This window comes from Acetobacter estunensis, assembly GCF_011516945.1.
GTDB classification, from domain to species: Bacteria; Pseudomonadota; Alphaproteobacteria; order Acetobacterales; family Acetobacteraceae; genus Acetobacter; species Acetobacter estunensis.
Map to the genome: position 1 here is coordinate 73869 of NZ_WOTH01000002.1, position 26402 is coordinate 100270.

The following is a 26402-nucleotide window of genomic DNA, read 5'->3' on the forward strand; positions in this document are numbered from 1 at the left end:
CTGCGTTTAACAGCAGGCCGTCTGGAGCGCCTTGATCAATCCGCTGCCCGTGTAGGGTTTGTGGACAAGAGGGACATCGGCAAAGGCGTCCGGTATGCCACCGCGGTTGCCATAACCGGTCGCAAAAATGAACGGTATGCCGCGCGCGCGCAAAAGAACGGCCAGATCGAGCGAAGTGCCTTCACCCAGATTGAGATCCAGCACGGCAATATCGGGGTGCATGTCGGTCAGAAACGCCCGTGCTTCACTGACAGACGCTGCGGTGCAGACGTCGTTTACGCCATGATCGCGGAGGATGTCCTCGGTTTCCATGGCAATCAGTATCTGATCTTCCACAACCAGTACCCTGCGTCCCTTCAGATCGCCCGTAATCTTTTTTGCGGACGAGGCCGGGGAAGGGGCAGGTAAAGGCTTGTTTTTCTGTGTGTTTTCAATGGGTCTTTGCAAAAGAAAGCGTGCCGGCACGGCAAGGTGGATAACCACACCTTCAGCCAGAAAGTCTCGGGTGGCCGTCCCCCCGAGTTCATGCCGTATCGCACGTTCGAGCAATACGGATCCGAACCCTTGCCGGATGGGGGTGCGGATCGGCCGTCCGCCGGTTTCTCTCCAGCAGAAATGCCACATATCGCTGGCCAGATCATGGTACCACTCGACCACCAGTTGGCCCGCATTGGTGGCAAGCGCGCCATATTTGGCGGCGTTTGTGAGCAGTTCGTGGATCAGCAGCGTCATGATGGAGAGTACTGTACCCTCCATCCACAGATCCGGTCCGTTGAGTGTGACCGCCTCAGGTGAGAGCTGGTAGGGCGCCAGTTCCACGTCGAAAAGAGTGCGCAGGGAACTGCCGCCCTGTTCACCCATGATCTGGTCATGGGCGAAGGCCAAGGCGTTTATCCGTTCCCGTAATGTCGTGAAATGTTCACGGAAAGGCCGGTTTTCCGGAGCGGGGCGGCTGACCAGCGACTGGACCACGGCCAGAATGTTCTTGACCCTGTGTGTGAGTTCCTCGTTGACGAGTTTCTGGCGTCGTTCGGCTTCAGCCTGCTCACGCAGCAGAAACTGATGATAGGCGCCTGTGATTTCCATCATGGCGGCGCGCAACTGGGTGGCGGCTTCCTGATCTTCTGTGGTCCAAGGATGCGCGTAACCAAATACGTGCTCCTGAAGGAAACCGCTTACTTTCTGCGGATCCCGTCCAAGGGGCGCCAGATTGACGATACGCTCCCGTTCCCGACGGAAGAAAAACAGGCAATCTTTCGTGCCTGTTGCAATGGGAATGGCCATAACGCCTGCGAAATCTGGAAGGGCCGGGAGGAGTTCGGTCGCATCATCGTGCAGAGAATCCGTAGAGCACGTTCCCACTGAATCGGATTCACGCATCCATTCAAGGAGTCGAGGGACGGCTTCCACGGACGGAGCGTGCCCATGAGTGGCCCACGTGCCATCCATCCACACGCCAACGCCATCGCATTCCACGAAGTGAGCGAACCGCTCGACTTCCGAGCGGATTCGACGCGGCACGCTTGCGATGTCGGTTTGGCTATGGAGAAAATGATGAAGGAAATCGTGCGCCTGTTCCGCAATCCGCAGGCGATTGGTGCGTGTGACGGCCGCAATCTGGAGCGCGACATACTCTCCGAACATACGCACGATAGCGCGTTCGTCCATGCTGACGGGGCGAGGTTCATAGTGACGGAAGGTCAGCATGCCCCATAGTCGTCCATCCACGACCAGAGCAAGAAGCATCGTCGCCTTGATGCCGCAGGCTTCGAGATAGACCCGTCCGGCAGGCAAAACGGAGCGAAGCATGAGAGAAGACGTATCGAACTCGGGCAGGCCGGAGCTTTCCTGCACCGGAATCTCGGGCGCTTCGGTATCCTCGATCACGCGGATGAGTGTCTGGCGATAGAGTGTCTGGATAGATGGCGGAAGATCGTCTTCCGTCATGTACTGACCGCGCAGGCTTGCGAGACCGCTCCTGAAGGCATCGGCCACCACCACGGGCCGCTCCTTCCGGTCGAAGCGGTAGAGCAGGATGTGGTCGTATTCGCTTATGAGGCGCGCCTGCTTTACGGCGACATCCAGAAGTCCCTGTAGATTCTCAGGTTCCCGCAGACGTTCAAGCGCATTGCGCAGTGCGCCGATCAAACGGCCGTTAAGCTCCGGCGCGCCAGCACGAAAGCATTCCAGAACAAACTCGCACCCTACGATATGCAGAGCCACATCGCAGGGGATATGCCGCGGTCCCATCGCCAAACCCAGCAGAAGAACCGGTCGGTGGCTCGACGGCTGTTCCTTGATCGTCGCGCATATTCGTTGTGCAGCAGAAGAGCCGATGCACGTGGAAATATCCGCGTCGAGAGACAGAGAGGGGTTGGCGAGAAAGAGAACGGAATTGGCCGAACTCCGTTGGAGGCGAAGCGTTGAGGCATTGAATGCCAACAGGCAGCCGCCCGATTGCACCAGCATACGTACAGACGCAGGCCGGATCGTGGCCGCAGGCATGTGAAAAGGTGCTCGCGTGGGTTCAGGAGCCGCCATTATCTTCACAAAGCCCTCCAGCCGTTCATGCAATGCTCTTCCGATTTCGCTGGCTCACAATTTTCCGTGCAAATGGTGAGGGCGGTTAAAAATTTAAAGTATGCTGCCAAGAGAACCGGCTCATGAAGTCGAAGATTACGGTGATTATTTCCTTGTCATAGCAGCCATGAGAAATTGGAAAAGTGATATCACGTTCCACCGCGTGTCCGACACATGCAATATCTGAGCATTGGGCAGTTTTACGTCACAGATGCGCCATCACCACTATTCCACCCACCAGAAGCACGGCAAAGACGCCGCAAACCAACGGCAGACGTCGCTCAATGAAGCTTTCGATAGGGGCGCCATAGCGCTTCAGAAGACCGGCTATCAGGAAGAAGCGGATGCCGCGTGTGACAAGACTGGCTACCATAAAGGGCAGGAGAGGGAAGTGGGCCGCTCCACTGGCGATGGTGACGAACTTATAGGGGATGGGCGTCAGGCCTTTGATCATGATGATCCACACGCCCCATTTACGAAACATTTCCTGCAGCGCCACCAATCGGCCTTCAGCGTGATAGAAATGCACGATCGGTTTCGCGACTGTCGCAAGGAGAACAGCGCCAATATACCAGCCCAACAGACCGCCAGCCACACTCGCCACGGTGGCGATCGCCGCATTGACCCAGGCACGCTGGCGATTGGCGAGAGTCATGGGAATCAGCAGGACATCGGGCGGAATGGGAAAGAAACTGGCTTCGGAGAAGGCAAGGAGCGCCAGCCAGAAGGGAGCCTGCGGTCCGGCGGCGTGCGCTCGCACGCGCGCATAAAGACGATCCAGCATGACAGGCAGGCATCCTTTTTGACATGAAGACGAACTGAATGACCCGGGAGCAATGCCATTCGGTCCGCCACGCGGCAAGGGTTCCAGATTGTCGGTCTGCTGAACTGTTCGTAGAGGGCGAGACTATCAGGCTCTTGAGGTAAACGGCGCTGACACCTGAAAGTCGCATAAGATATATTATGCCAACTCGAAGACGTGACTATACAGCGCGACACCGAGATATCGTCTCATTTCAATCCACACTATCCGTCTTCACGCGAAACATCATGGTCCTCTGATGAGGCTGATTTTCATCATGAGAGATGATGACAAAATATGTGTTGCCTGCGACGTGATCGACCCGCTCCGTTGTCGCGCTTTCAACCCTGTGCAAACACTTCTGGGCACGCACTATCCGCTTGGGAGTAACCGGACAGGATGATCGTCAACAAACGGATCGGCCTTCTCGTGCTCATGCGCGAAAGCATGGGAGCGCTTGTGCTTCTGGCCGCATGGGACTTCGCTGTCGTGGTTCTCTACCAGCTCTTTCATCAGGAATGGATGGAAATCCCGGGCCTGCCCCTGTCCCTGATCGGTTCGGCCATCGCGCTGTTCATGAACGTGCGCAACAACTCCGCCTATGCCCGCTGGTGGGAAGGCCGGACGCTCTGGGGTGCCGTTACCAACAATTCCCGTTCCTTTGGCCGGCAGGTTGTCACCATTCTTGGTGGGCGCAAGGATCTTGTGCGGGCCATGGCCGCCTACCCCCACGCCCTGCGACAGGCATTGGGAGAAATTGATGCGTCGGAGGATATCGCGCGACTGTTGCCGTCCGAAATGGCGCAGCGCATCCATGGATGGGTCAATCAGCCCAATGGAATCCTGCTCGAACTGGGACGTGGTGTGACGGAAGAATCGACTAGGCTTGGAATCGATGGCGCTCTCCATGGCCAGATCGACCGTATCCTCTCCGATCTGGCCAATGCCCAAGGCGGACTTGAACGTATCCGAAAGACCCCGCTTCCCATTCAATATTCGGCGGTTCCCCGCGTGTTGGCCAATGTGTTCTGCATTGTCCTGCCAATCTCGGCCGTGCAGACTCTCGGCTGGCTCACGCCTTTGGGTTCTTCACTCGTGGGGGTGCTCTTTGTGGTGCTCGATAAGATGGGCGGTGATCTTCAGGAGCCGTTCAGGGCGTCTCCTCATGCACTTCCAATGGCCACCATGGCCCGTGGCATCGAGACCGACCTCCTTCAATCCATCGGAGACGCACCGTTGCCTCCCATCCCGGTGAAAAACGGCATTCAGCTCTGATTTTTGGTCCTGTTCCCCTATGCGATCACGATCAGATGATCGCACATTTTGTCATCTGCCGATTGACCCTCATTACCATTCTGTCACACTCGTCTGATATCGGAGGTGTGGTTGAACGCAGACACAGGTGGTCTGTCACGACTGATGGAAAGTAGCGGGCGCAGCGGAAATGAGGACCAAATTGATCGACATTTCGATGGCGTCACGTTTCCGTATAGCTGAAACGGAGAATAGCCTCTCCGCCCGCCTCGGTCGTCCGCTTGGGCTTGGTCTTCTGGTCGGTTCTCTCGCTCTTGGCGCGCCCGTTGCAGCGCGGGCTGATGAGTACACGGACCTGCTTGATATCCTGCGCGTCAAAGGCAGCCTGACTCAAGGTGAATATGGGGCGCTCAAACTCAAGCATCAGCGGCATATTGCCGAGGATGCGGCGCAGACGCGGCGTGTTGTCCAGAGCACACGTGACACCGGCTCCCCTGCCCGCCTGCGTGCTGCACGTAATGGGGGAACACGTCTTGCAAGCGCCGGGCATGTGACGGGCCAGTATGCCACCTCCCCGGATGGAGACGTCACACCTGTTTTCGTCGATGCCAACGATGCCGCCATCAGTGCTGCGGCGAGCGCGCGTGACGCCCGACAATCCATGCTCGCGGCCCGCGCGGCCATGCATGACACAAGCATTATCCGAATGGACAATTATGTTCCCGGCAAGGGGCTGACGTTCCATGCAGGTCCGGTGGACATCAATTTCTCCGGCTTCGTCAATGGGTTCTACACTTACGACAATGCTTACGGAAAAATGGTGGCCGGTGGCACATCGGCCGGTGCTGGTGGCAGCAAGTTCGATGCGTCCGCCATCCGCAATGGCTATCTCCCGGCAGGTCTGATCACCAAGATCAGCACGCGACAGGAAGGTTATGACATTCAGGCTGTGTTCGGCATGTATCCGGGCATGGACAACAATAAACCCGGCGCCATGAACGCCAATTCGGGCGGTAGCGCGGTGGCGCTTGGAACGCCGGGTATCGATTTTCGTCAGGTTTACATGACGTTCGGCAACAAGAAGATGGGCACCATCAAGATCGGACGCGATCTGGGCATCTTCGGCTCCGACGCCATCCTGTCTGACGCCACGCTCATCACTCTTGGCTCAATCGGCGGCAACTCCGCGCCGGGCAATACATCGCTCGGTCGCATCGGCGTGGGCTATCTCTATGCCGACTGGATTCCGCAGATTTCCTATCAGACGCCGACCATCAGCGGCTTTCAGGGAACAATCGGCATTCTTCAACCGCTGGATGAATACAATTTCGCAGGCGGGGTGACCAATAGCGCCGGCGGCACCGATGCCCTGTCCGCGCAGTCCACACATCACGGCGCGCCTATGGTCCAAGGCAAAGTCACCTATGATTTCACGGTTGGCGAGATCAAGACGCATCTCTGGGCCGGCTTCCTGATCCAGCATCAGCAGCGGCTCTATTCCTCCTTTATTCCGGAAAGCGCCAAGCGCAGCGCGACCGTGGAAGCCGGGGAAGTCGGCGCCAAAGTGGACTACAAAGGCTTCGAAGGCCTCGCTTATTACTATCGGGGTAGTGGTCTTGGCACGACGGGCCTGTTCTTTGACGGTATCGATCCGGGCGGTCACAAGCGCGATTCCGAAGGTTACTATGTGCAGGCCACCTACTCGTTCAATAAACGCTTCCGCATTGCGGGAAGCTATGGCGTCAGCAACCTCTATTCCGGGCCGCAGGAAATCAATCCGATCCTTGTGCGCCGCAATGAATCGGAGGTTGGAGCCGTATTTTACAAGCTGACGGACTGGCTCCAGCTTGTGGGAGAATACAGCCATACCGAATCCATTGCCCATAATGGCAACCGGGGCAAAGACAACTCCATGTCGGCTGGTGCGGTTCTGTTCTTCTGATTATTTGACCTCATCCACACGATGCATGTGATGGCCTAAGCAATCGGGCTAAAAGGCACCAAGCCTGTCTCTATCGTTTGTCAATAACTCTCATCGCAAGTCTGATTTTCACCAATCGGCGCGCAACCTTTTCTCTACCGTGAACTTATTCGTTGCGTGGCAGCCTGTCCGAGGGGAGCGGCGCCCCCGAGACAGGAGCGCGTTTTTGTGATAAAGACAGGCAACATGAGCACATTCAGATCCCCACCGAAAGGCGGCGTCACCGACGCCATGGCACGAACAGCAGCCGCGACGACGGCTGCTCAGGCAAAGACCAAGGTAAAAGACGAAGATCCCTTTCAGGAAGGTGACTCCATCGTTTACGCCGCACACGGCGTGGGCCGCGTCGATCGTATCGGAGTGGATGAGATCGCCGGGACCAAGCTGGAAGTGATCCAGATTTCCTTCCCCGGTAATCAGATGACCCTGCGCATCCCGCTGACAAAGGCGCGCAAGGCCGGTCTGCGCAAGATCGTCTCCCGCGAGATCGTGGACAAGGCCATGGCGATCATCAAGGGCAAACCGCATGTGAGCAAGGGCATGTGGGCCCGCCGCGCGGTTGCCTATCAGGAAAAGATCAATTCCGGTGACCTTGTGCAGATTGCCGAAGTGCTGCGCGACCTGCGCCGGAACGTTGACAGTCTGGATGGCAGCTTCAGCGAGCGCAAGCTTTTCGAGGCCGCCCAGGAACGGTTTGTGGCTGAGGTTGCCGTTCTGGAAAAGAAAGAGCCCGCTGATGTTCTGGAATCGCTCACAGCGATCATGAAAGCGGCCTGAGCGGAACAGGTTCGACGTGGTGGCATTTCCTGAGCAGCCTGTCGGGCCTGCGTTCCCGCAAGCCGCAGACATGGATGTGCTTCTGCGTCGAACTGAAGTCGAACTTAAAGCCGGACATTTTCAGGCGACCCGGGATGTGCTTCTGCCTCTCGGTGGCATGGGCAATGCCCGGGCGGATTTTTTGCTGGCCTGCGCCCACGCTGGATGCGGCGAGTATGAGCATGCGGCGACGTCCCTCATGGCGGTTGGCCTGTCCAACGACAGCGGACGTCATGCGGCCAGCGATCTCGTAACGCTTTTCGGTCAACTGGATCGGCGCGCGGACAGCCTGAATGTGCTGCGGGCGCTGGTCCGCAGAGTGCCGGACGATCCACGTATCCTTGACGCGCTGGGCGATCTTCTGAGCCATCTTGGCGAGTATGACGAAGCGCTGGACATACTTGATCGTAGCCTCGCCATCCGGCCGCATGCCCAGTATACCCGGAACCTCAAGGCCATTGCCCTTCTTGAGCGCGGAGACATTGAGGAAGCCAGCCGCATTTTCCGCTCCGTGCTGGACATGACACCAGACAATGCGGTGGCTCTCTCCAACCTTGCCTGTATTCACTCTGCGCTCAACGAACCCGATGCATCCCTCGCCCTCTATCGCACTGCCCTTCAGCGGCAACCCGGTAACGCCGTCATTCGACTGAATCACTCGGTTGCCCTGCTCAAGGCCGGACGTTTCGCGCAGGGGTGGACCGAGCATGAATGGCGGCTCAGACTGCCGGGGCACACCAATCTTCCTCCCGAGAGAATGCTTCCGGCCCTGACGGACGATGTGGATCTGCGCGGTCGCCGCGTCCTCATCACTCAGGAAGAAGGTTTGGGCGATACATTGATGTATCTCCGCTATATCGCGCCTCTTGCGCGACGTGGCGCGATCGTCTCTCTCTGGGTGCCCAACTCTCTGGCCTCCCTGTGTCGCAGGGTCGAGGGAGTGGCAAAAGTGTACATGGGGAGCACATGCCCTGATTACGATTGGCATTGTCCTTTCATAAGCCTTCCGCGCGTCTTCATGGCGACGCCGGACGCGATGGGAGCGCCTGTTCCCTATCTGAAAGCGGACGAAGAACTGGTGGAGCGTTTCGCCCCGCTGCTTCCCCAGAATGGGCGACTGAATGTCGGTCTTGTCTGGGGAGGTGCGCCACGCCGCCATATGACAACGGCCATGATGCTCGATCGCAAGCGCTCCATGCCGCTTGCCACACTGGCACCCCTGGCCAAGCTTCGCGGCATCAATCTCATCAGTTTCCAGAAAGGCCCTTACGCCACACAGGGAACGATGCTTCCAGCCGGCATGACGCTTTATAATCCCATGCCCCATGTCCACTCGATGGACGACACAGCAGCCCTTCTCATGGGCATCGATGTACTCGTGTCCGTGGACACTTCGGTGGTGCATCTCGCGGGAGGACTGGGGAAACCGGTTCTACTGATGGACCGTTTCGACAATTGCTGGCGCTGGTTGTCTGGACGCACGGATTCCATCTGGTATCCCGATCTCACGATCTTTCGTCAGCCCCGTCCAAGGGACTGGGAAAGCGTGGTGAAGAACGTCACCCGGCGTGTGAGAGAAATGGCAGCCATCCGCAAAGCTGCCTGATTTTCTTCGCTTCGGAAAACCAGAAACTGGCGGCCTCTGTCGCCCCACATACAGGAACAGACAATGACCCACGACGCGACTGGCTGGAAAGCCAATCCGCTTCGCGAAAGCCTTGCAGGCATGGTGGCCACTTTCGCACTCATTCCGGAAGTGATCGCCTTTGCCTTCGCGGCTGGCGTCGATCCTTCCGTCGGCCTCTATGCCTCCTTCGTCATCAGTATCGTCATCGCGTTTACAGGCGGGCGTCCGGCCATGATTTCGGCGGCTGCGGGATCGGTGGCGCTCGTCGCGGCCGGTCTGGTGCATGCCCATGGTGTGGCCTATTTGCTGGCGGCCACGCTGCTTTGCGGTGCTATTCAGGTTGTTTTCGGTCTGCTGAAACTGCATGTGCTGATGCGATTTGTCTCACGGCCGGTACGGACCGGATTCGTGAACGCCCTCGCTATTCTGATCTTCTCGGCCCAGTTGCCACATATGCAGCATGTGACATGGCACACATGGGCGCTGATCGCGCTCGGTCTTGCCATCATCTATCTCGTGCCGCGTGTCTTTACGGCAATCCCCTCGCCTCTCATCTGCATCGTCGTGCTCACAGGCATCCTCGTCCTCCATCCCATGCCGGTGGCCACCGTTGCCGATCTGGGGCATCTGCCCGACGGGCTGCCGACGTTTACCGTCCCTCACCTGCCATTCACGAGCGAGACGCTGGAAATCATCTTTCCCTACGCGCTGGCCATGGCCATGGTCGGTCTTTTGGAAAGCCTTATGACAGCGCGTGTGGTGGATGATCTGACGGGAACATCTTCCAACAAGCGCCGTGAATCCATCGGTCTCGGACTGGCCAATCTTGCCGCAGGACTGTTCGGTGGCATTGCGGGATGCGGCATGATCGGTCAGACGGTTGGCAATGTGCGTTACGGCGGCCGAGGGCGTCTCTCCACGCTGATGGCCGGCGTCTTTCTATTGGTACTGATGGTGGCGCTTCGTCCGCTGGTCGCACGGGTGCCGGTGGCGGCCCTTGTGGCGATCATGATCATGGTCTCTGTCAGCACGTTCTCGTGGTCATCGCTGAAAGATCTGGTGGTCCATCCGCGTCTGGCCAGCACCGTGATGGTCATCACCGTCATTGTCGTGGTGCTGACACACGATCTGGCGGCCGGTGTGGCTGTGGGTGTGCTGCTGAGCGGTGTGTTCTTCGCTTCGAATGTCTCCGCCATGGTGCGGGTGACATCGCGGACCGACCCTAGCGATGGCACCATCCGCCATGTGGTGCATGGCGATATTTTCTTTGCATCGGCGGAACTGCTTGAAGACGCCATCCTTCGTGCAGACATGAAAAGCGCTCCGGGACACAGGCCGGTCGTGATCGACCTGCATGACGCTCATCTATGGGATATCACCGGAACAAGCGCCGTGGAGAACATCGTCACGACACTGCGCGGACGTGGCTATGATGTTCGTCTCGAAGGTCTCGATGAAAAAGACGCCCGGTTCCTTGAACGCCACACGTCTTTGACACTCACCTGAGATCTGCGCTCAGGGCGTCTTTGGGGGCTTGTACCACGACGGTATTTTCGGCCCCTTGTAGTGCTTGGCGTGATAATGGGTGTCGCTGTCCAGATTGGGATCGTCGCTCGAACAGGCTCCCAGCGCCACAAGTGGCAGAGCGAGAAAAAGTCCCCACACGACCTGTTTTATCCGCCGCGTACGCTGTTTGCGGTTCCTATTCATTTTTCTGTTTCCTTGACCGCAAAGGGCTGGAGCGGCAGCGAAAGTCCCGCTTCGCTCATATACTGAATGGCCAGAGGATCATTCTGTCCGGTCGTGGCGCTGCGGGCCGCTTGCCCCTGCGCCGCGCGTGCGAGCAATGCTGACGCCACTTCGGGGTGTCCGGCCGCCTTCGCCGCCTGCGCTTCGAGTGCCATCGCGTGAATCATGGCTCGGTCATCACCATTCTTGCGGCGAAGTTCCACGGCCTGCGCCGCCAGTTCCTGCGCGCGGGCCGGGTCCGTGTGCAAGAGTGTCAGCGCCTGCAGGGCCACCACATCCCCCTGCACATCGAGCGAATGAGGCTGAGGCAATGACGACAGACTCTGGAGGCTGGCCGCAAGTGTTGCGGAATCCGAGCGTCGAGCCGCCACGATTCCGGCAATGAACATCGCGCGCTGACGGATATCGGTTTCCGAGGATTGTTCGGCCCGTCGCGCCATATCGGCGGCTTCGGCCAGCCGACCCAGCCGCGAATAGGCCCCAGCCGCCACAAGATCGAGCGCGCTGGTGCCCATTGCCGCTGTTTTCTGTTCCGTTCCAGCCGTTTGCGCCTGAATCCCGACGGAACGTATCTCAAGTGCGGCGCGCGCATTCTGCACCGTTTCCAGAGCATCGGTCGGCTTGTCGGCGGAAAGCTGGGTCACGGCGAGGTTGTAGGAGGAATCAGCAATACCCTGCGGGTCATCGTCACGTAGCGCAAGGCGGGACGCCTCGCGGTATTCCCGCTCCGCCACGGAATAACGCCCGATGGCGAGCGCCTGCTGACCCGCATCCATGGCCTGCTGCCATGCGGCATTGCGCACCTGCACGCCCTGATCCTGATTGCCGCCACCGCTGCATCCTGCCAGTGCGGCGCAAAGCGGTAGCGCAAACAGCAGCCGGTATTTCATCGGACTCATGGCGAGACTCTCCGCGCAGGAAGCCTCTTGGCCGACTGGCTGGTGCTATGACCACCCAGCAGCCAGAGACTGCGCAACTGGTCCGTCAGCTTCTGGAGCGAGTAGAGCGTGGTCTGCGCCTGCGTCAGAAGCGCCGGTGCATCGGCCAGCGTATCATCCACATTGCGCGTGATCGACGGCAGACGTGGCGTGGCCGTCTTGAGATCGTGCGTCGCGGACTTCACGTTTGCCATGGTGGTGTCCGTCTTTTTCAGGATGGCCTGAAGCTGCGCCTCCTGCGGTTTGAGACGGTTGATGACGTCGTTGAGAGAGACGATGGTGCCCTCTGCCTTGCGGATCAGATCATCGTTGGTCATCAACTGACCGATGCTGCCTTTACCCGCGTGCATGTCGGAAATCGTGTCATCGAGCTGCGCCATCATATGACGGGCGCTGGCAATGGCCGGCATGACCTCGGCCTGAATGTTCTTGAGCGTCTGCGTGATCATGTCGGTGGGGCTGGGTTCCGTCACGGCGTTAATGACGGCGTATTTCCAGTCCATCGCCTCACCACTGCCGCGTGTCAGATCAAGGTAACTCGCGCCCGCCACTACGAACTGCTTGCGGATGACAGCAGTGCTGTCGCGCTTGATGAAAGGCTCCACCTGTGGGTCAAGGTCAACGAGCGCATACATCCGCCCCGTAGGATTGAGTTTGATGCCGCGAATGGTGCCGGCATGCGCGCCAAGGATCTGCACATCCCCACCAACGGCAAGGCCGCCCACACCGGTTTCGGGCAGCACCACTCGCAGCCGTGCCGGCGGACTCAGCCAGTCGCTCAGCACGCCGGCCTCAATCACCGCCGCCGCAAAAACGACGATGCTGATCAGGACGAGCAGGCCTACCCACTCATCGGCATAGCGGAGATGAATAAGGGGGCGGCCCTTCTGGCGTAACCTGATCTGAAACATCAGCGCATCCGTATCGTCATGAGTCCGTCATCCGCAAGGCGCCACTGGCCATTGATCGCCTGTCGGTAGCGCTGCCACACAGTCGGGTCACGTACGAACCAGATGGCGGAAGCCCCCCGGTCTCGGGCCTCGGTGAGGGATTCCAGAAAGGGTTGCGAAAGATCCACGGGGCTTGTCTCCAGAGGGTCTTCCAGAAGAAGGAGCTGCGGCTTGCCGAGAAAGGCACGCACACAGGCCGCACGCACGATGTCCGCTTCCGAAAGGCGGCCGGGCACATCGGTGGGAATGCCGGGCAAACCGAAACGCTCGCACAAATGCTCGGTGTCCGTCGTGACGGTCTCCAACGGTATCGTCGTGTGATGCAACTGCTTGAGCATCATCGCGACATGGGTGCCGAACAGGTTGCTCCAGATCGCGCGGCGGGTGATGCGGCCGATCCGCCCCCGCAACGCGTTGCGACGCCGGTCATTCAACTCCGTCCAGTCCAGTCCCATGAACCGGACGTTGCCCTTGAGCAGATGAATCATACCCGAGCACAAATCCGCAAAGACAGTGGCCCGCGTCATGTCGCGCGTCTCCACGATCACGCATTCGCCCGGCATCAGTCGCAGCGTCAGTGGCGTCGGCGGCATGCCGCTTTCATCGAAAACGGGCGTCGCATCCGCCAGTTCCAGCATCGGCCCCGCCAGACGATTCACGGATGTTGTTCCTGTGTCACTCATCAGTCCCGCCCCTCACAGCTTGAGACTGAACAAAACGCTGACTGTCATGACGATCAGCATGCCACGGGAAAAACCACGCGGAAGCATGGTACGCATGGAGTCCTCTTTGGAGGCCGTCAGCCCGCTCACACAGCAGCCCAGTCCCACGAGAAAGCCCACGACCACGAATTTCAGCGGAATGAGCAGATAGTCCAGCGGCGTCATGGCAATCACCACGTCGTAATAGAACGACAGCAGTGAGTTCGAGAGAGCACCTGAAGCCCGACTGATGATGTAGCCGGTGGTCAGTGACGCAAGCGAGAAAATGATGCCAAGCGTAAAGCCCGAGACCATGAAGGCCAGTGTGCGCGGCAAAACCAGCAGAAGGAACGGATCGAGACCTTCCGCCTGCATGGACCGCACCTGACCGCCCGTTGTCAGCATGCCGATCTCGGCCAGCGACAGCATCCCGCTGCGACCGAGCATCAGCACACCGACCAAGATCGGCGCCAGTTCACGCACGATCACGGTAACCAGAACCGACCCGGTCATTTTCGCCATACCGGCGAAGCCCAGCCAGTAAATCGCCTGTGACACCACGCCGACACCTGTCAGCGCACCCGTCACGGCGGTACTCAGCAGGCCCCCACCCGCCACATCGCCCAGCGTCATCTGGAATTCATAACGCACCGTGCGACGCCAACTGTTGGGACGACAGCTTTCGCGGATCACACCCCACAGCGTGCCCAGCATGATAAGCAGGAACCACACCTGCCGACGTACCAGAGCGCCAAGCCAGCCAAGAAAATGGACGAATCTCTCACTAAGCGTCGCTTTGCGGGAATGATCGTCGTCATCCTGATGGAACGTCGCAGGCGGTGCCCCCAAACCGAAGGAGATGTCCTCCTGATTATCGGGCAACACTGCCCCCGCAGGCGGCGGGTTGTCCTGTTGCGACGATGCGCCTTCCGGCCCTTTCGGGTTTTCAGGATCCTGTGTCACCGGCGTGTCGCGAGTACGTAGACCCGCCCTATGCCTGAGCGTGGCGCATAGAAAGAGCCACGACTGCGGAACAGATAGTGGTCACGAAGCGCCTGATACACCCGTTCCGTGACTTCGATCGTGCCCACATCCGGCGCACCCTGCGCCATGAGTTCGGCCAGAGTCACAGTCTCGCCCCACAAGTTGAACGATTTGGGATCGTTACCGAGTTCTCCGCCCATCGCGGGACCAAAATCCATGCCGATGCTGAAGATCGGTTCGATATTGGCCTGCGAGAGAAGCATCATGCACGTCTCGCGCAACACCAGTGCGGCTTCGGCAAGACGCCAGATCGCGGTCGGATCCGCGTCTTTCGTGCAGCCCGCAACACAGATCAGTCGATGCCCCGCAACCTTGACCGAAAACAGCTCATAGCGGCGCGCGATGGCTTGCACTTCGCCCGCGATACGATCGATCAGCGGCAGTACGGCAGACCCCTCGTCTTCCGCTTCCATCACCGGATCGGTGAAGGTGATGACCATGACGGCGACACTGGGGAATAGCCCTTTTCCGATTTCACCAGCGGCAACAGGCGGCTGCATCAGCGATTCGTCGAAACGGGGCTCGGGCAGCGCGGTGGGAGACGCAGGCAGGGTATCGCTGCCGCTCGCCTCGTTGCCAGTTGTGCCGGTGGTGCCCATGGCGCCAAACCGGATGGCGGCAATGCCCGCAATGATGTCGAGGAAATAGACCAGATGAGGCGCGAAGTTCGCGTTCTCAAGCGTGATCATGCCCAGAATTTCCGACCGACCGCCTACCGTGCCACGGATGGGGTGAACGATCAGAGATTGCGTGACCGCATCCCGCATGACCAGCCGTTCAAACGGGGCTGTGCGTTCATCGGACCCGGCGTGAGTCACGGTTACCGGCACACCGGCGTCCACGATCTTGAAGAAATCCTCCATTTCATGACGGGATATCTCAAAACCGCCCGCATGAGCCGTCTGACGGGTATCGAAACTGTCCTCGCAGATGAGTGCCGTCCCATCATGCACCAGACGCCAGAGCGCGGCACGCTGAACGCCGCCCACGCGCGCCATCGCCTCGGTCAGCACGAGCGCTTCGTCTTTCGGATCGAGGATGCCCGGTGTCTCCGCGATCTGCCGCAAGGCCGCCGATTCCGAGTTGGTCTGGTCACGTTCATGACGCAGTTCGCGCGTGACACGTTCGGTGCGGCGGCTCTGTCGGGCCAGCAATCCCGCCAGCAGGGAAGCCAGCACGATAATGACGACCGAGAATTGCAGTCCTTCCCGGCCGCTCTGTCGGGCAAAACTGGCAAAATCGTTCTCCGGTGCCACGATCAGCAGAACCCAACTGTCCGATCCCGGCAGATCCTGCGCCATTCCGATATAATTGCGTCCATCATATTGGAAAGGATGTGAGCCGGCCCCGCGCACCCGATACTGGTCATAGACCCGTCGAAATGTGCCTTCGGTCGCCGGATCGAGTGTCATACGTGACGGATCGCCACCAGCTCGCGCGACAATCTGTTCGAAGCCGTGCCCAGCAATGATCCGACCATGACTGTCGAGGATCATTGCATTGCCGTTTTCGCTGATTTTCAGGCTGTCCAGAAACTGGCTGAGCTGATTGAGCGAGATATTGATGGCAAAAACGCGCTGGATTCCATCCGTGCCAACCAATGGTACGGAACCTGTCACGATGAGCTGCTTCGTGGTGGCGTAGATGGTGGGTGACGTCCAAGCGAAGCTCTTCTTCTCTATTGTATTCGCATACCAAGGGCGAGTGCGGGGATCGTAGTTCTCAGCGTCGTTTTCTTCGCTGCGTATGATTTTGCCATCAGTGCCACGAAAGTCATGATGGAAGATCTTGTGACCGCCAACGGTTTTGAGCTGGGTGTATTCCAGCCCCTTTCCGGCAGGATCGCGTTCCACAAGCAGGAAATTGCCATTGGCATCGCCGAGGTAATAGGACTGTATTTGCGGCACCAGCCGCAGCATGGTGGCCCCATAGGAATAGAAGGCGCCCTGCGTAAAGGCCGCTGGCGCATGGCTGATGAAATCCTGAGCGAAACTTCCGCCCAGTGTCGCAGCGCCCATATATGCCGTGACATCCTGTACGACATAACGCTGTACTGATTGCAGGAGACGGTGTGTCAGTTGCAGCACGCCGGTGCGCGTAGTGCGGTAGGTGTGCAGACCAATTCCGCCAATCGCCACAAGGATCAGCAGCACCCCAAGAACCGGAACAACGACCTGGAGCAGCTTCTGCCGCAGAGAGGCGTCATTTTGTTCCGTGGGGTCGACTATCTCGTTGGCCGCCAAAAGTCCTGCATCCCCATGCCATGCGCGCGAGGACAATCCTCGCCACGATCATTCGATCATGAACACATTATTACCAAACCTTCGAAAGGTCATCCACCATCAGGGGGACCCGCTCCTGCGTGAGCGACAACGGCAGGATCAGTTCAGGGGAAGCAGTGGACGATGTCGCCATACGACCGCCCAATAGAGCGCAATGCACAGGAACAGCGTGGAAAAACTGGCCGGATAGCCCAGCCAGACGCCCCATGCGCCATAATGATGGGCGCACCAATAACCAACCGGCAGTTCGACCAGCACCACACATCCCAGCATGATCGACATCGGTGCCATCACGTCTCCGCTAGCACGCATGGCGGCACCGAGAATCCCCCCAAGAGCAAGAGGAACGGCGCTCCACATGACCACCTGAAAAGCGTGAGTGGCCAGAGCGATAACCGCAGGATCGGATGTAAAAAGCAGTGAAACGGTAGTGGGAGCGAAGGAAACAGCTAACGCCAAAACGCCCGTCAGCACCAAACCGATCATAAAACCCGTTCGGAGCACTGCACGCGCCCTTTTCTCATTTCGTGCGCCGATGGCGTGCGCCGTCAACACCGAGACCGTGATGCCCACCGCCATACCCGGATACTCAATATAGGTAAGGGTCTGCGTAAAAAGCCCATAGGCAGCCGTCATGTCTGAGCCAAAACCGTTGATGCGCCCCACCAGCGCAATTTCGGCCAGTCCCATAGTCATGACTTCCACCATGGCCGGCAGCCCCAGTCGCAGAACGGACAGGAAAATCTTTTTTTCAGGCAGCATTTCACGAAGCATCTGCCTTGTGGGCGCCAAAGGATGATCGACGTGCCGGAGTGAGATGCCGACAAAAACAAGCGCCAATATCCACCCCGCAATGGTGGCGGCTGCGGCTCCTCCCAATCCGAAGCCCATTACAAGAAACAGTGGCGTCCCCACGAGAGCAACAGCAATCTGGATGCCCATCATCATAAGTGGGCGCATATTGTCCCCCGCTCCACGCAGGGTGATGGCTGTCGTCACCAGAATGATAAGCGCCGGACTTCCTGCCAGAAGAAAGGCGCAATAGCTGGCCGCATCTGACAGCACGTCATTTGGCACATGCAGCAACAGGAGAATCCTGTGCACCAGAAACTGACCGCCAAGTCCAATCCCCAGTCCCCCGCCCAGTGCAATCCCAAGGGCGGCAGCCGCAGCGGGTCGGGCATGTTCAGGACGGCCTGCTCCCCATAATTGTCCCACCAAAACGCTTGCCCCGGTCCCTAGCCCGACGCCGCAGGACACGAGCAGCAACAGAAGCGGATAAAATGTACTGGCCGCCGCGAGGTCGCGCGTTCCCAGCATATGCCCGACATAGGCGTTTCCGATGGTCCCGGCGAGTGACTGAAGGACGCAATCCAGCATGACCGGCAGCATGAAGACGAGGAACGGACGCAGAACGGTTTCGTTGGTCCCTTTAGCGGCAAGGCCGATTTCATCGCCCGCACTATCAGATGAAATGCCCGTTTTTCCGCTCACGGCTTCCCCGTTTCTCCGCACCCACACAATCGTTCACACTGTGAAGGCGAACGCTTTCCGCTTTCTGGGAACGAAACGGCTGCGACATTTATTTTATTTTCGGGAATCTTGTAAAAACCTGGTGCTGCTGGCGAGGATTGAACTCGCGACCTCTCCCTTACCAAGGGAGTGCTCTACCACTGAGCTACAGCAGCGTTCGGCGGAGGGCTACCTACAGTTTCATACCGTACTCGGCAACCCCCGAATCTCTCGCAACGGAAGTTTTTCTTCCAGTGTGAGAAAATCAATCGTCGCGGTGAACTTTCTCCATCCGCTCGTGGCGTTCCTGCGCCTCGATTGAGAGCGTCGCAATGGGGCGGGCTTCCAGTCGTTTCAGTCCGATCGGATCGCCCGTTTCCTCACAGTATCCGTACGTGCCGTTTTCAATCCGCTGAAGTGCCTGATTGATCTTGCCCACCAGCTTGCGCGCACGGTCGCGTGTCCGCAACTCAAGCGCACGATCCGTTTCCACGCTCGCGCGATCCGTCACGTCGGCTTCATGAATGCCGCCCTCTGACAGGCTGGCGAGAGTTCCTCCCGCCTCCTTGAGGAGTTCCGTGCGCCACCTGACAAGCTTTTGACGGAAATATTCCACCTGCAAGGGGTTCATGAACTCTTCATCATCGGACGGTCTGTAGTCCGGAGGAAGTGTGATCATTAGATTGCGTCTCCGTTCCCCGAGGCAAGCGGCCTCCAACGAATGCGCGGCTTATAGCCGTGCAGAAATGGTGCGCCAAGTTTAAATCGTCTCACGTCCACAGGAGCCTGTTTCTCCGCCACCCGGCATTTCCTCTTCCTGCTGAAGGATGGAAAAATTTTGTTCGGCAATGCGTCGTCGTGATTTTGCTGCCTCAATGACCGCCCGGACACGAATTGATCGCACAACATTTGAGAGCCCAGAGCCCACCATCTCGAACTCTTGGGCGCAGAGCGTTTCGATTTGAGTGAGAATATCGGCCGGGATTCGTCCCTCCAGCAGAGAAACCTGCAATTCGCGCAGCGCCGAGAGCACATCGCCTCCCCACACTACGGCCTCCCTCTCTTGTTCCTCCTGACTCACCGCTCCTGTCTCTTCCTGAAGAGACAGCAAAGCGATGGGCGTCAGACCGGACACTTCGGGAATAGGGGCTTCGGTGTTTTCGGCTGGTAGCGTGAATGGCGAAGGCGCTGTCTGCCGCCGGACACGACGGGATGTCGTAATGCGGGGAGAATAACCAACCGTGCCGATGGGGCTCATTGTCTCTTCATCCTGTCAGCGTGTGTCACTTCACGCAGAAGGAAGTTTCACGCCGAACGTTGAGGAATTGTTTGCTCTTGCCGTGGATAACAATGACGCGAAAACATTGACGAGCGGCAAAGATCGGCATGACATCATTCCATCGCAAGGTATGGGGCACGGGATTGAAAAGGGTTTTCCCTTCATCAATTGCGTGCGGAGCATGCCTGCTTGTCTGTGCATTCCTGCTCGGAATGTCCTCTGCGAATGCCGCACGTGTGCGCGTAAAGGATATCGCCGATTTCGAGGGCGTGCGCACCAATCAGCTCATCGGATACGGGCTTGTGGTCGGCCTGCACGGGACGGGCGACAAGCTGACGAACGTCCTGTTCACCCGTGAGACTCTCATCAGCATGCTTAACCGTCTGGGGGTGAACATCCGCGACCGGGAGATTCAGCTCCAGACGCACGATGTGGCCGCCGTGATGGTAACAGCCGATCTTCCCCCCTTTGCTCATGGTGGTGGACGCATTGACGTTACGGTTTCAGCTACCGGCGACGCCACGGATCTGACAGGCGGTACGCTTCTGGTTACACCGTTGATGGCCGCCGATGGAGAGGTCTATGCGGTAGCGCAGGGCTCTCTCGCGACCAATGCTTTTGCGGCACGCGGCGCTGCGGCTTCCATCGTGCATAATATTCCCACCAATGGGCACATTGCCAACGGCGCCGTCGTGGAACGCGAAGTACCTGTGGATCTCAGCAACAAGAAATTGCTGCATCTCTCCCTTCGCAACCCCGATTTCACGACAGCAAGCCGCATTGCACGGGCTATCAATTCTGCACTGGGTGGCACCATGGCGCGTGTTACCGACCCACGGACCGTGGCATTGGATCTGACAGGACGTGACAGCGTTCCGGCCCTTTCCCTGATCGGGGACCTTATGGTTGAACCCGATACGCTGGCGAAAGTCGTGGTCGATGATGCCAGCGGCACGATTGTCATTGGAAATGATGTCCGGATCAGTACTGTCGCTATCGCACAGGGCAACCTCACCATCCAGGTCACGGAAACTCCCATGGTTTCGCAGCCCGGCCCCATGTCGAACGGCACCACCACTGTTGCCCCCCGTACAACCATCAATGTGAATAACGGGAACAATGCCAAGCTCGGCATTCTTCCAAACGGTCCGACATTGAGCAATCTCGTTTCGGGACTCAATGCCTTGGGAGTGGGGCCACGCGACATGATTTCCATTCTGCAGGCCATCAAAGCCGATGGTGCGTTGCAGGCAGATCTGGAAGTACGATGACAGATTCAACCCGCATCACAAGCGCATTTCCTTCGTCAGGCCTCCCGCTGTCGAATGATGCCGCCCCATCCAAACCTGTGGACGCGAAAATCTGGAAGACCGCCACCGACTTTGAGTCCATGACCATCGGTCAGATGCTCCAGCCTATGTTTGACACCATCGATACCTCAAAAGGATCTTTTGGAGGTGGGGTAGGAGAATCCTCGTTCCGTCCCATGCTCACAACCGAAATGGCCAAGCAGATCGAAAAGAAGGGCGGCCTCGGTCTTGCCCCTTCGATCTATCGTCAGATGCTTGAAATTCAGGAGAAAAAACGTGACAGATGAAGCGCTGGCGGTCATTCGCGACGTCACGGCACTTCTGGAAGAAGAAAACGTCCATCTTCGAAAAGGGGATGTTCCTGCGGCAGTTGGACTGCTGCGCCAGAAAGAAGCCGTACTGATGCAGCTTGACGCATTGGATATCGATTGCAAACGCGACCCGAACGATAAGGACGCCAACTGCTGCTCGGAGGAACTGCCGGCAGCGTTGGAAAATCTTGAGAACGTTCTTGCTGATAACAGGGTTCTTCTCAAACGCGCTCTGACTGCGCAACGCCACATTGTTGAAATACTGGCACGTGCCCTTCCCTCCCCCGAGAACCGGACACATTACGGGAAAACAGGAGGATATGTTCCTTCCCGCGGCATTCCAGGCCGTGCTTATCGCAATAATGCCTGAACGCAAGAAACCCCGCCGTAGCGGGGCTTCTCTACACTACCGATTTTCGCAGAAGTTTGTCGTCTTCACTTACGACGGCTTGTGCGCGTAGCCGTTGTTTTACGAGGAGCCGCTTTTTTCGGTTTTTCGACAACAGCCGCCTCTTCTGCCGCTTCTTTTTCCGCAGCCAGACGTGCAATCCGCTTCTGACGACGTGCTTCCTGCGTCTGACGAAGCTTTTCCACGGCCGTCAATTTGACGGGCGCCACCGGCTCCTTCTGCCGTGTGGCGCGCGGGGTGGCTGCAGCACTTCTGGCCTTGCGGGGAGCACGCACAGTCTCTGTAACTTTGGGAGCCGCAGGACGGGCCGCAGTAGCCCGACGAGGAGCGGCTGCTTTTTTGGCTGTTGCGACATTTGCTTTGGCAGCGGCAGCCGGTTTGCCCCGTGACGGCGCCTTGCTTACCGGAACAGATGCTTTTACGCGAGCCGTCGCTTTAGGAGCCGTAGCAGCTCTTTTGCGCGTCTTTTCCGGTTCGGCAGCCGCTTTGGTCGTCTTGGCGCGGCGGGTCGAAGCAACGGCTACCTTGCCCCTGACGGAACTCTTGGCAGCCGGTGTGGGCTTGCTGTCTGCTTTTCTTGCCATGTCTTCCGCTTTCGTGGTTCCAGCATCAGAGGTAAAATCAAAACCTTGACGCTATATTTTGGTGTTTTCCAGAATCAGCTTTCGCAGAGGCTGTTCTTGAAGGTGAGTTCCCGGACATCTTCAGAACGTTCTCGAACAAAGCGCCTATCCGCATATTGTTTTCCAATATAGAGCCGCATCGGGTTTTGCAATATCATGATATCTCATCGGAAATACAGAAAACGCATGCACATACCCCCGACCGAGCACCAAAAAATCTTATGAAAAATAGGAGAATATATTTCATTTTATGCCGATAATAACAGCAACCTTTGAAAGTCGGCACATCCCGTTTTGCAAGGAATTGAAACATTTTCCTTTGCTCTTGCCCCGCACGCTTTTCATGTCCATTTTCCACACTGCGAAATCGTCAGGGAATATGTCCGCTTTTCGCCCTTTCCTTATTTTCAGCAGGATGCTCGCTTCATGAAGATCAACGGTGTGTCCTATCGTAGTGTCTGGGTCGATCCGAACGATCACCGCACAGTCTGCATCTTTGATCAGACTCGCCTGCCCTTTTCTCTCGATATCCTGCATCTGACCGAATGTGCTCAGGTGGCCCATGCCATCACAAGCATGCAGGTCAGAGGCGCCCCCCTTATCGGTGCCGTTGCCGCCTATGGTCTGGCGCTTGCGCTGATGAAGGACGCCAGTGATGAGGCCATGGAGCGGGATGCTGCGATGCTGGCTTCAACGCGCCCCACAGCGATAAATTTGCGCTGGGCTATTGAGCGTATGTTGAAATATTTGCGACCTGTCTCACCACAGAAACGGGTCGAGGCTGCTTATAAGGAGGCGGCCCGCATCTGTGATGAGGATGTCGCCTGCAACGAGGCTATCGGTCGTCATGGCCTCGAACTGATCCGCAAGCTCGCGGCGGAGCGCACATCGGATCGACCGATCAATATCCTGACCCACTGCAATGCGGGCTGGATTGCGACCGTGGACTGGGGCACAGCGCTTGCCCCGATCTACATGGCGCATGATGAAGGACTGCCGGTGCATGTGTGGGTCGATGAAACGCGCCCCCGCAATCAGGGGGCGGGTCTCACGGCATGGGAACTGGGCAGCCACGGCGTTCCACACACCGTCATTGTGGACAATGCCGGTGGACATCTGATGCAGCATGGCAAGGTCGATATCGTGATCGTAGGCACGGACCGCGTGACCACACGCGGCGATGTTGCCAACAAGATCGGCACCTATCTCAAGGCGCTTGCCGCACATGACAACGAGGTGCCCTTCTGGGTGGCGCTTCCATCCACCACCATCGACTGGCAGGTCGAGGATGGGCTGCACGACATTCCCATTGAGGAGCGTTCCGCTACCGAGGTCACGATGCTGACTGGACAAACCGCATCGGGTGCCATGGAGACCATTCGCATCACACCGCCCGCCAGTCCTGCCGCCAATCCGGCTTTCGACGTAACGCCCGCGCGCCTTGTAACCGGTCTGATCACCGAGCGTGGACGGTGTAAGGCAACTGCTGAGGGTCTTCTCTCTCTGTTTCCCGAACGACAGGCATGACCACGAGATGCCTTTTCATTGCCTGAAAAGGTTGACAGAAAAGGCAATTCTGACGGCATGATCCGTTCGTTTACCAAAACGGCACCACGTGCCTGAGAATTCGGGGACCGGGCAAAAATCCGGCATTGAGATGAGCAAGATCGTGTCCTGCCGCGCCACAGCCCTTCTTCTGGCGCTTGGGGTGGCTGCCTGTGCCCCGCAGTCTGGCGTGAGTCCGACACCGGCGAGCACTCCCGTCGCCCAGTATCGTACTGGCGAGGGGATCGCGGGATACGATCCGCATGTGCCGGATTTTGCCACGCGCAACTTCACGCCCTTCAATCGACAGGATGTTGCCGCCATCGCCATGCGCGAGTGGCGCCTCTTCGGCATGCCGGTCGATGACGACGATCCGGAACTGCGCCCCGAACCCACAGTCGCCAGCGTCAAGCCGGAACGCGCGCCGGGATTGTGGCAGCGTGTGGGAGAATACTGGTGGATCGGCCAGGATCCGCAGGAGACGGAATCCTCATGGAGCGGCAAATATGATGCCGATGGCCGCCTTTTCAATTTCGTGCATGACGGACGTTACGCTTGGTCTGCCGCATTTATTTCCTATGTGATGCGGGTGGCGGGCGCGAATGGACGTTTCCCCTATTCTCCCAATCACTCCACCTACATCAACGCCGCAGCCTCCGGGCAGTCGAGCGGCCTTCGGGCGCATGACCCGGGGCAATACATTCCGAAACTGGGCGACCTCATCTGCACCGGTCGTGGCGGGAGTAAATCGGTACGCTTTTCTAACCTGCCCACGACCTACGGCTTTCCGGCACACTGCGGAATTGTCGTGGCCACAGGCCAGAATGGACAGCCATTTGGCCATCAGTTGAGCATCATTGGTGGCAACATCGACGATGCCGTTACGCTCACGCATGTGCCCACGGACACCAATGGCGCCATCGCCTCGGCTGACGGTCACAGTTACGACTCACGTTATCCGTGGTGCGCCATTCTTGAAGTGCTCTACGATGCCGACGCCGAACCGGACGCCGGCCTGTAAAAAAGCAGTCGGGCGGCAGATGTCAGCTCTGCCGCCATGGAAGATTGTCTTTTTTCCATCCAGCGACGCTGCCACGATGCCCCTCTCCATTGAGCGGGCCTTCGAAGCCGTCCGCGACATTGAAAACCGTTTCAAAGCCACTCTGTAGCGCCATCATCGCAGCGGAACGGCTCCGGGCGCCGGAACGGCAGATGAAATGAAGCGGCTGAGACCCATCGAGACCGACGAGCCGTAGTTCTTCAATGAAGCGCTCGTTAATCAGACCGCCGGGCAGTTGCCAACTGATGGTATGAATATTGCGCCCCAGCACCGAGAGATCGGGGAGCCCGACGAAATGCCATTCGGCTGGCGTGCGGACGTCAATAAGCTGGGCTGTCGGGTCGGCTTCCATCATTTCCCAGACCGCGCGCGGCTGTATATCTCTGATCATTTTCCGCCAACTCCTTTTTTATCCGGACAGTACGGCTACATCTTCGAGGTTTGGATTTCGTGAAGTATGAAAGCCGATTGCACGCATGAGCAACACGCGCTAGCCCAAATCACATCAGGATGAAAGGCAGGACACAATGACTTCCACTCCGAGTTCCCGCACCCTTTACGGCTGGACGACCTGCTCGGCCGATATGGCGGGCGCGATTGGCGGCACGCCTCTGATCCGCCTTGCCCGCGCCTCGGACGCGACCGGGTGTGAGATATTCGGGAAGGCGGAATTCATGAACCCCGGCGGTTCCGTCAAGGATCGCGCTGCACTCGCCATTATTCTGGATGCTGAAAAACGCGGCCTTCTCAAGCCCGGCGGCACGCTTGTGGAAGGCACGGCAGGCAATACGGGTATCGGCCTGACCCTTGTCGCCAACGCGCGGGGCTACAAAAGCGTCATCGTCATGCCGGAGACGCAAAGTCAGGAGAAGATCGATTTCCTGCGTATGATCGGCGCCGATCTGCGTCTGGTTCCCGCCAAGCCGTATCGTGATCCCGGCAACTACGTGCACGTTTCACGTCGTCTGGCGGAAGAGAATGGCTATGTCTGGGCCAACCAGTTCGACAATCTCGCCAATCGTGAGGGCCATCGCCACAGCACCGCTCCTGAAATCTGGGAGCAGATGGAGGGACGGCTGGATGCTTTTACCTGCGCCTGCGGAACAGGAGGCACGCTTGCGGGCGTTGCGTTCGGTCTTGAGGACAGCGCTCGCGCCGCCGGAACGGAACGTCCCAAAATCGTGCTGGCCGATCCTGAAGGCTCGGGTCTGTATGGATGGGTGAAGTCCAACGACCTGTCGATCAGCGGATCCTCCATCACGGAAGGCATCGGCCAATCCCGGATCACGGCCAATCTGGAAGGTGCGCCGATCGATGATGCAGAGCGTATTCCCGATCCCGAAGCGCTGGAACAGATCTACAGCCTGTTGATCCATGAAGGCCTGTCTGTGGGTGGCTCCTCGGGAATCAATGTGGCATCGGCTATCCGTGTGGCGCGCAATCTGGGGCCGGGCCATCGGGTCGTGACCATTCTGTGCGATGGTGGAGCACGCTATCAATCCAAGCTGTTCAATCCGGATTTCCTGCGCTCGAAAGATCTTCCCGTCCCGTTCTGGCTTGATAAGAAATCTTAAATAAACCTCATAACTCGCTGTTTCTAAAATTCTTTTTTAGAAAATAAATTGTGAG

General features: G+C 58.2%; 24 protein-coding genes and 1 tRNA gene. 11 read left to right on the forward strand and 14 right to left on the reverse strand.

Annotated elements, in window-relative coordinates; all coding sequences use genetic code 11:
• Positions 1 to 6 precede the first annotated feature (6 nt).
• Together GOB87_RS01515 and GOB87_RS01520 are read right to left on the reverse strand one after the other, a co-directional pair.
• Positions 7 to 2505 (reverse strand): HWE histidine kinase domain-containing protein, encoded by a 2499-nt coding sequence (locus tag GOB87_RS01515; RefSeq protein ID WP_166312780.1) that lies wholly within the window; start codon positions 2503 to 2505, stop codon positions 7 to 9.
• A 280-nt stretch (positions 2506 to 2785) separates the two neighbouring features.
• Complete coding sequence (locus tag GOB87_RS01520) at positions 2786 to 3364, reverse strand: YqaA family protein (RefSeq protein WP_166312781.1); 579 nt, start codon at positions 3362 to 3364, stop codon at positions 2786 to 2788.
• Between the two features lie 417 nt (positions 3365 to 3781).
• Between GOB87_RS01520 and GOB87_RS01525 the strand changes: the two genes are divergently transcribed.
• The 5 genes from GOB87_RS01525 (at position 3782) to GOB87_RS01545 (ending at position 10566) form a co-directional block, all read left to right on the forward strand.
• Positions 3782 to 4657: a bestrophin family protein gene (locus GOB87_RS01525; protein ID WP_166312782.1), complete on the forward strand. Its 876-nt coding sequence runs from the start codon at positions 3782 to 3784 to the stop codon at positions 4655 to 4657.
• 196 nt (positions 4658 to 4853) lie between these two features.
• Positions 4854 to 6578 carry a porin gene (locus GOB87_RS01530; RefSeq protein ID WP_242006101.1) on the forward strand — a complete coding sequence of 575 codons (1725 nt, stop codon included), beginning with the start codon at positions 4854 to 4856 and terminating at the stop codon, positions 6576 to 6578.
• A 225-nt stretch (positions 6579 to 6803) separates the two neighbouring features.
• Positions 6804 to 7394, forward strand: coding sequence for a CarD family transcriptional regulator (locus GOB87_RS01535; RefSeq protein WP_166312783.1), 591 nt, complete (start codon positions 6804 to 6806; stop codon positions 7392 to 7394).
• A gap of 16 nt (positions 7395 to 7410) precedes the next feature.
• Complete coding sequence (locus GOB87_RS01540) at positions 7411 to 9039, forward strand: tetratricopeptide repeat protein (protein ID WP_264805506.1); 1629 nt, start codon at positions 7411 to 7413, stop codon at positions 9037 to 9039.
• Between the two features lie 63 nt (positions 9040 to 9102).
• Positions 9103 to 10566, forward strand: coding sequence for a SulP family inorganic anion transporter (locus GOB87_RS01545; protein ID WP_166312784.1), 1464 nt, complete (start codon positions 9103 to 9105; stop codon positions 10564 to 10566).
• 9 nt (positions 10567 to 10575) lie between these two features.
• On the opposite strand, the gene GOB87_RS01550 is transcribed toward GOB87_RS01545, so the two are convergent.
• From GOB87_RS01550 to GOB87_RS01595, 10 genes are all read right to left on the reverse strand, one after another.
• Positions 10576 to 10770 carry a hypothetical protein gene (locus GOB87_RS01550; protein ID WP_166312785.1) on the reverse strand — a complete coding sequence of 65 codons (195 nt, stop codon included), beginning with the start codon at positions 10768 to 10770 and terminating at the stop codon, positions 10576 to 10578.
• On the reverse strand, positions 10767 to 11708 hold the full coding sequence (locus tag GOB87_RS01555; protein WP_242006093.1) for a hypothetical protein: 942 nt from the start codon (positions 11706 to 11708) through the stop codon (positions 10767 to 10769). The genes GOB87_RS01550 and GOB87_RS01555 overlap by 4 nt, the downstream gene beginning before the upstream one ends.
• Positions 11705 to 12658 (reverse strand): MlaD family protein, encoded by a 954-nt coding sequence (locus tag GOB87_RS01560; protein ID WP_166312786.1) that lies wholly within the window; start codon positions 12656 to 12658, stop codon positions 11705 to 11707. The genes GOB87_RS01555 and GOB87_RS01560 overlap by 4 nt, the downstream gene beginning before the upstream one ends.
• Positions 12658 to 13380, reverse strand: a complete 723-nt coding sequence (locus tag GOB87_RS01565) for an ABC transporter ATP-binding protein (protein WP_166312787.1) — start codon at positions 13378 to 13380, stop codon at positions 12658 to 12660. Before GOB87_RS01565 ends, GOB87_RS01560 begins: the two co-directional genes overlap by 1 nt.
• A gap of 12 nt (positions 13381 to 13392) precedes the next feature.
• A complete protein-coding gene (locus GOB87_RS01570; protein ID WP_166312882.1) occupies positions 13393 to 14283 on the reverse strand; it encodes an MlaE family ABC transporter permease in 891 nt (296 codons plus the stop codon).
• A 74-nt stretch (positions 14284 to 14357) separates the two neighbouring features.
• Positions 14358 to 16685, reverse strand: a complete 2328-nt coding sequence (locus GOB87_RS01575) for a cache domain-containing protein (protein ID WP_166312788.1) — start codon at positions 16683 to 16685, stop codon at positions 14358 to 14360.
• Between the two features lie 138 nt (positions 16686 to 16823).
• Positions 16824 to 18218, reverse strand: a complete 1395-nt coding sequence (locus tag GOB87_RS01580) for an MATE family efflux transporter (protein WP_166312789.1) — start codon at positions 18216 to 18218, stop codon at positions 16824 to 16826.
• Positions 18219 to 18337: 119 nt separating this feature from the next.
• A tRNA-Thr gene (locus GOB87_RS01585) sits at positions 18338 to 18412 on the reverse strand.
• Positions 18413 to 18501: 89 nt separating this feature from the next.
• Complete coding sequence (dksA, locus tag GOB87_RS01590; RefSeq protein ID WP_166312790.1) at positions 18502 to 18915, reverse strand: RNA polymerase-binding protein DksA; 414 nt, start codon at positions 18913 to 18915, stop codon at positions 18502 to 18504.
• An 81-nt stretch (positions 18916 to 18996) separates the two neighbouring features.
• Positions 18997 to 19494 (reverse strand): flagellar assembly protein FliX, encoded by a 498-nt coding sequence (locus tag GOB87_RS01595; protein ID WP_166312791.1) that lies wholly within the window; start codon positions 19492 to 19494, stop codon positions 18997 to 18999.
• A 128-nt stretch (positions 19495 to 19622) separates the two neighbouring features.
• Between GOB87_RS01595 and GOB87_RS01600 the strand changes: the two genes are divergently transcribed.
• From GOB87_RS01600 to GOB87_RS01610, 3 genes are all read left to right on the forward strand, one after another.
• Positions 19623 to 20786 carry a flagellar basal body P-ring protein FlgI gene (locus tag GOB87_RS01600; RefSeq protein WP_373320679.1) on the forward strand — a complete coding sequence of 388 codons (1164 nt, stop codon included), beginning with the start codon at positions 19623 to 19625 and terminating at the stop codon, positions 20784 to 20786.
• A gap of 119 nt (positions 20787 to 20905) precedes the next feature.
• A complete protein-coding gene (locus GOB87_RS16700; protein WP_242006095.1) occupies positions 20906 to 21112 on the forward strand; it encodes a rod-binding protein in 207 nt (68 codons plus the stop codon).
• A complete protein-coding gene (locus GOB87_RS01610) occupies positions 21102 to 21506 on the forward strand; it encodes a flagellar protein FlgN (protein WP_166312793.1) in 405 nt (134 codons plus the stop codon). The genes GOB87_RS16700 and GOB87_RS01610 overlap by 11 nt, the downstream gene beginning before the upstream one ends.
• 65 nt (positions 21507 to 21571) lie before the next feature.
• Here the strand turns inward: GOB87_RS01610 and GOB87_RS01615 are convergent, their stop codons facing one another.
• Positions 21572 to 22129: a hypothetical protein gene (locus GOB87_RS01615; RefSeq protein WP_166312794.1), complete on the reverse strand. Its 558-nt coding sequence runs from the start codon at positions 22127 to 22129 to the stop codon at positions 21572 to 21574.
• Between the two features lie 465 nt (positions 22130 to 22594).
• On the opposite strand from GOB87_RS01615, the gene mtnA reads away from it, so the two are divergent.
• Positions 22595 to 23695: an S-methyl-5-thioribose-1-phosphate isomerase gene (gene mtnA, locus GOB87_RS01620; protein WP_166312795.1), complete on the forward strand. Its 1101-nt coding sequence runs from the start codon at positions 22595 to 22597 to the stop codon at positions 23693 to 23695.
• A 130-nt stretch (positions 23696 to 23825) separates the two neighbouring features.
• Positions 23826 to 24734, forward strand: coding sequence for a DUF2272 domain-containing protein (locus tag GOB87_RS01625; RefSeq protein WP_166312796.1), 909 nt, complete (start codon positions 23826 to 23828; stop codon positions 24732 to 24734).
• A gap of 22 nt (positions 24735 to 24756) precedes the next feature.
• On the opposite strand, the gene GOB87_RS01630 is transcribed toward GOB87_RS01625, so the two are convergent.
• Positions 24757 to 25164 carry a rhodanese-like domain-containing protein gene (locus tag GOB87_RS01630; protein WP_166312797.1) on the reverse strand — a complete coding sequence of 136 codons (408 nt, stop codon included), beginning with the start codon at positions 25162 to 25164 and terminating at the stop codon, positions 24757 to 24759.
• Between the two features lie 136 nt (positions 25165 to 25300).
• On the opposite strand from GOB87_RS01630, the gene GOB87_RS01635 reads away from it, so the two are divergent.
• Positions 25301 to 26347, forward strand: a complete 1047-nt coding sequence (locus GOB87_RS01635; protein WP_166312798.1) for a cysteine synthase A — start codon at positions 25301 to 25303, stop codon at positions 26345 to 26347.
• The last annotated feature ends 55 nt before the right edge of the window (positions 26348 to 26402 follow it).

Excerpts from the sequence above, each read along its gene's own strand:
- GOB87_RS01520 (WP_166312781.1), bottom strand. The coding sequence starts at position 3,364 with ATGCTGGATCGTCTTTATGCGCGCGTGCGAGCGCACGCCGCCGGACCG.
- GOB87_RS01555 (WP_242006093.1), bottom strand. The coding sequence starts at position 11,708 with ATGAGTCCGATGAAATACCGGCTGCTGTTTGCGCTACCGCTTTGCGCC.
- GOB87_RS01565 (WP_166312787.1), bottom strand. The coding sequence starts at position 13,380 with ATGAGTGACACAGGAACAACATCCGTGAATCGTCTGGCGGGGCCGATG.
- GOB87_RS01595 (WP_166312791.1), bottom strand. The coding sequence starts at position 19,494 with ATGAGCCCCATCGGCACGGTTGGTTATTCTCCCCGCATTACGACATCC.
- GOB87_RS16700 (WP_242006095.1), top strand. The coding sequence starts at position 20,906 with ATGACCATCGGTCAGATGCTCCAGCCTATGTTTGACACCATCGATACC.
- GOB87_RS01600 (WP_373320679.1), top strand. The coding sequence starts at position 19,623 with ATGACATCATTCCATCGCAAGGTATGGGGCACGGGATTGAAAAGGGTT.
- dksA (WP_166312790.1), bottom strand. The coding sequence starts at position 18,915 with ATGATCACACTTCCTCCGGACTACAGACCGTCCGATGATGAAGAGTTC.
- GOB87_RS01560 (WP_166312786.1), bottom strand. The coding sequence starts at position 12,658 with ATGTTTCAGATCAGGTTACGCCAGAAGGGCCGCCCCCTTATTCATCTC.
- GOB87_RS01530 (WP_242006101.1), top strand. The coding sequence starts at position 4,854 with ATGGCGTCACGTTTCCGTATAGCTGAAACGGAGAATAGCCTCTCCGCC.
- GOB87_RS01615 (WP_166312794.1), bottom strand. The coding sequence starts at position 22,129 with ATGGCAAGAAAAGCAGACAGCAAGCCCACACCGGCTGCCAAGAGTTCC.
- GOB87_RS01550 (WP_166312785.1), bottom strand. The coding sequence starts at position 10,770 with ATGAATAGGAACCGCAAACAGCGTACGCGGCGGATAAAACAGGTCGTG.
- mtnA (WP_166312795.1), top strand. The coding sequence starts at position 22,595 with ATGAAGATCAACGGTGTGTCCTATCGTAGTGTCTGGGTCGATCCGAAC.
- GOB87_RS01635 (WP_166312798.1), top strand. The coding sequence starts at position 25,301 with ATGACTTCCACTCCGAGTTCCCGCACCCTTTACGGCTGGACGACCTGC.
- GOB87_RS01515 (WP_166312780.1), bottom strand. The coding sequence starts at position 2,505 with ATGCCTGCGGCCACGATCCGGCCTGCGTCTGTACGTATGCTGGTGCAA.
- GOB87_RS01630 (WP_166312797.1), bottom strand. The coding sequence starts at position 25,164 with ATGATCAGAGATATACAGCCGCGCGCGGTCTGGGAAATGATGGAAGCC.
- GOB87_RS01535 (WP_166312783.1), top strand. The coding sequence starts at position 6,804 with ATGAGCACATTCAGATCCCCACCGAAAGGCGGCGTCACCGACGCCATG.
- GOB87_RS01525 (WP_166312782.1), top strand. The coding sequence starts at position 3,782 with ATGATCGTCAACAAACGGATCGGCCTTCTCGTGCTCATGCGCGAAAGC.
- GOB87_RS01545 (WP_166312784.1), top strand. The coding sequence starts at position 9,103 with ATGACCCACGACGCGACTGGCTGGAAAGCCAATCCGCTTCGCGAAAGC.
- GOB87_RS01625 (WP_166312796.1), top strand. The coding sequence starts at position 23,826 with ATGAGCAAGATCGTGTCCTGCCGCGCCACAGCCCTTCTTCTGGCGCTT.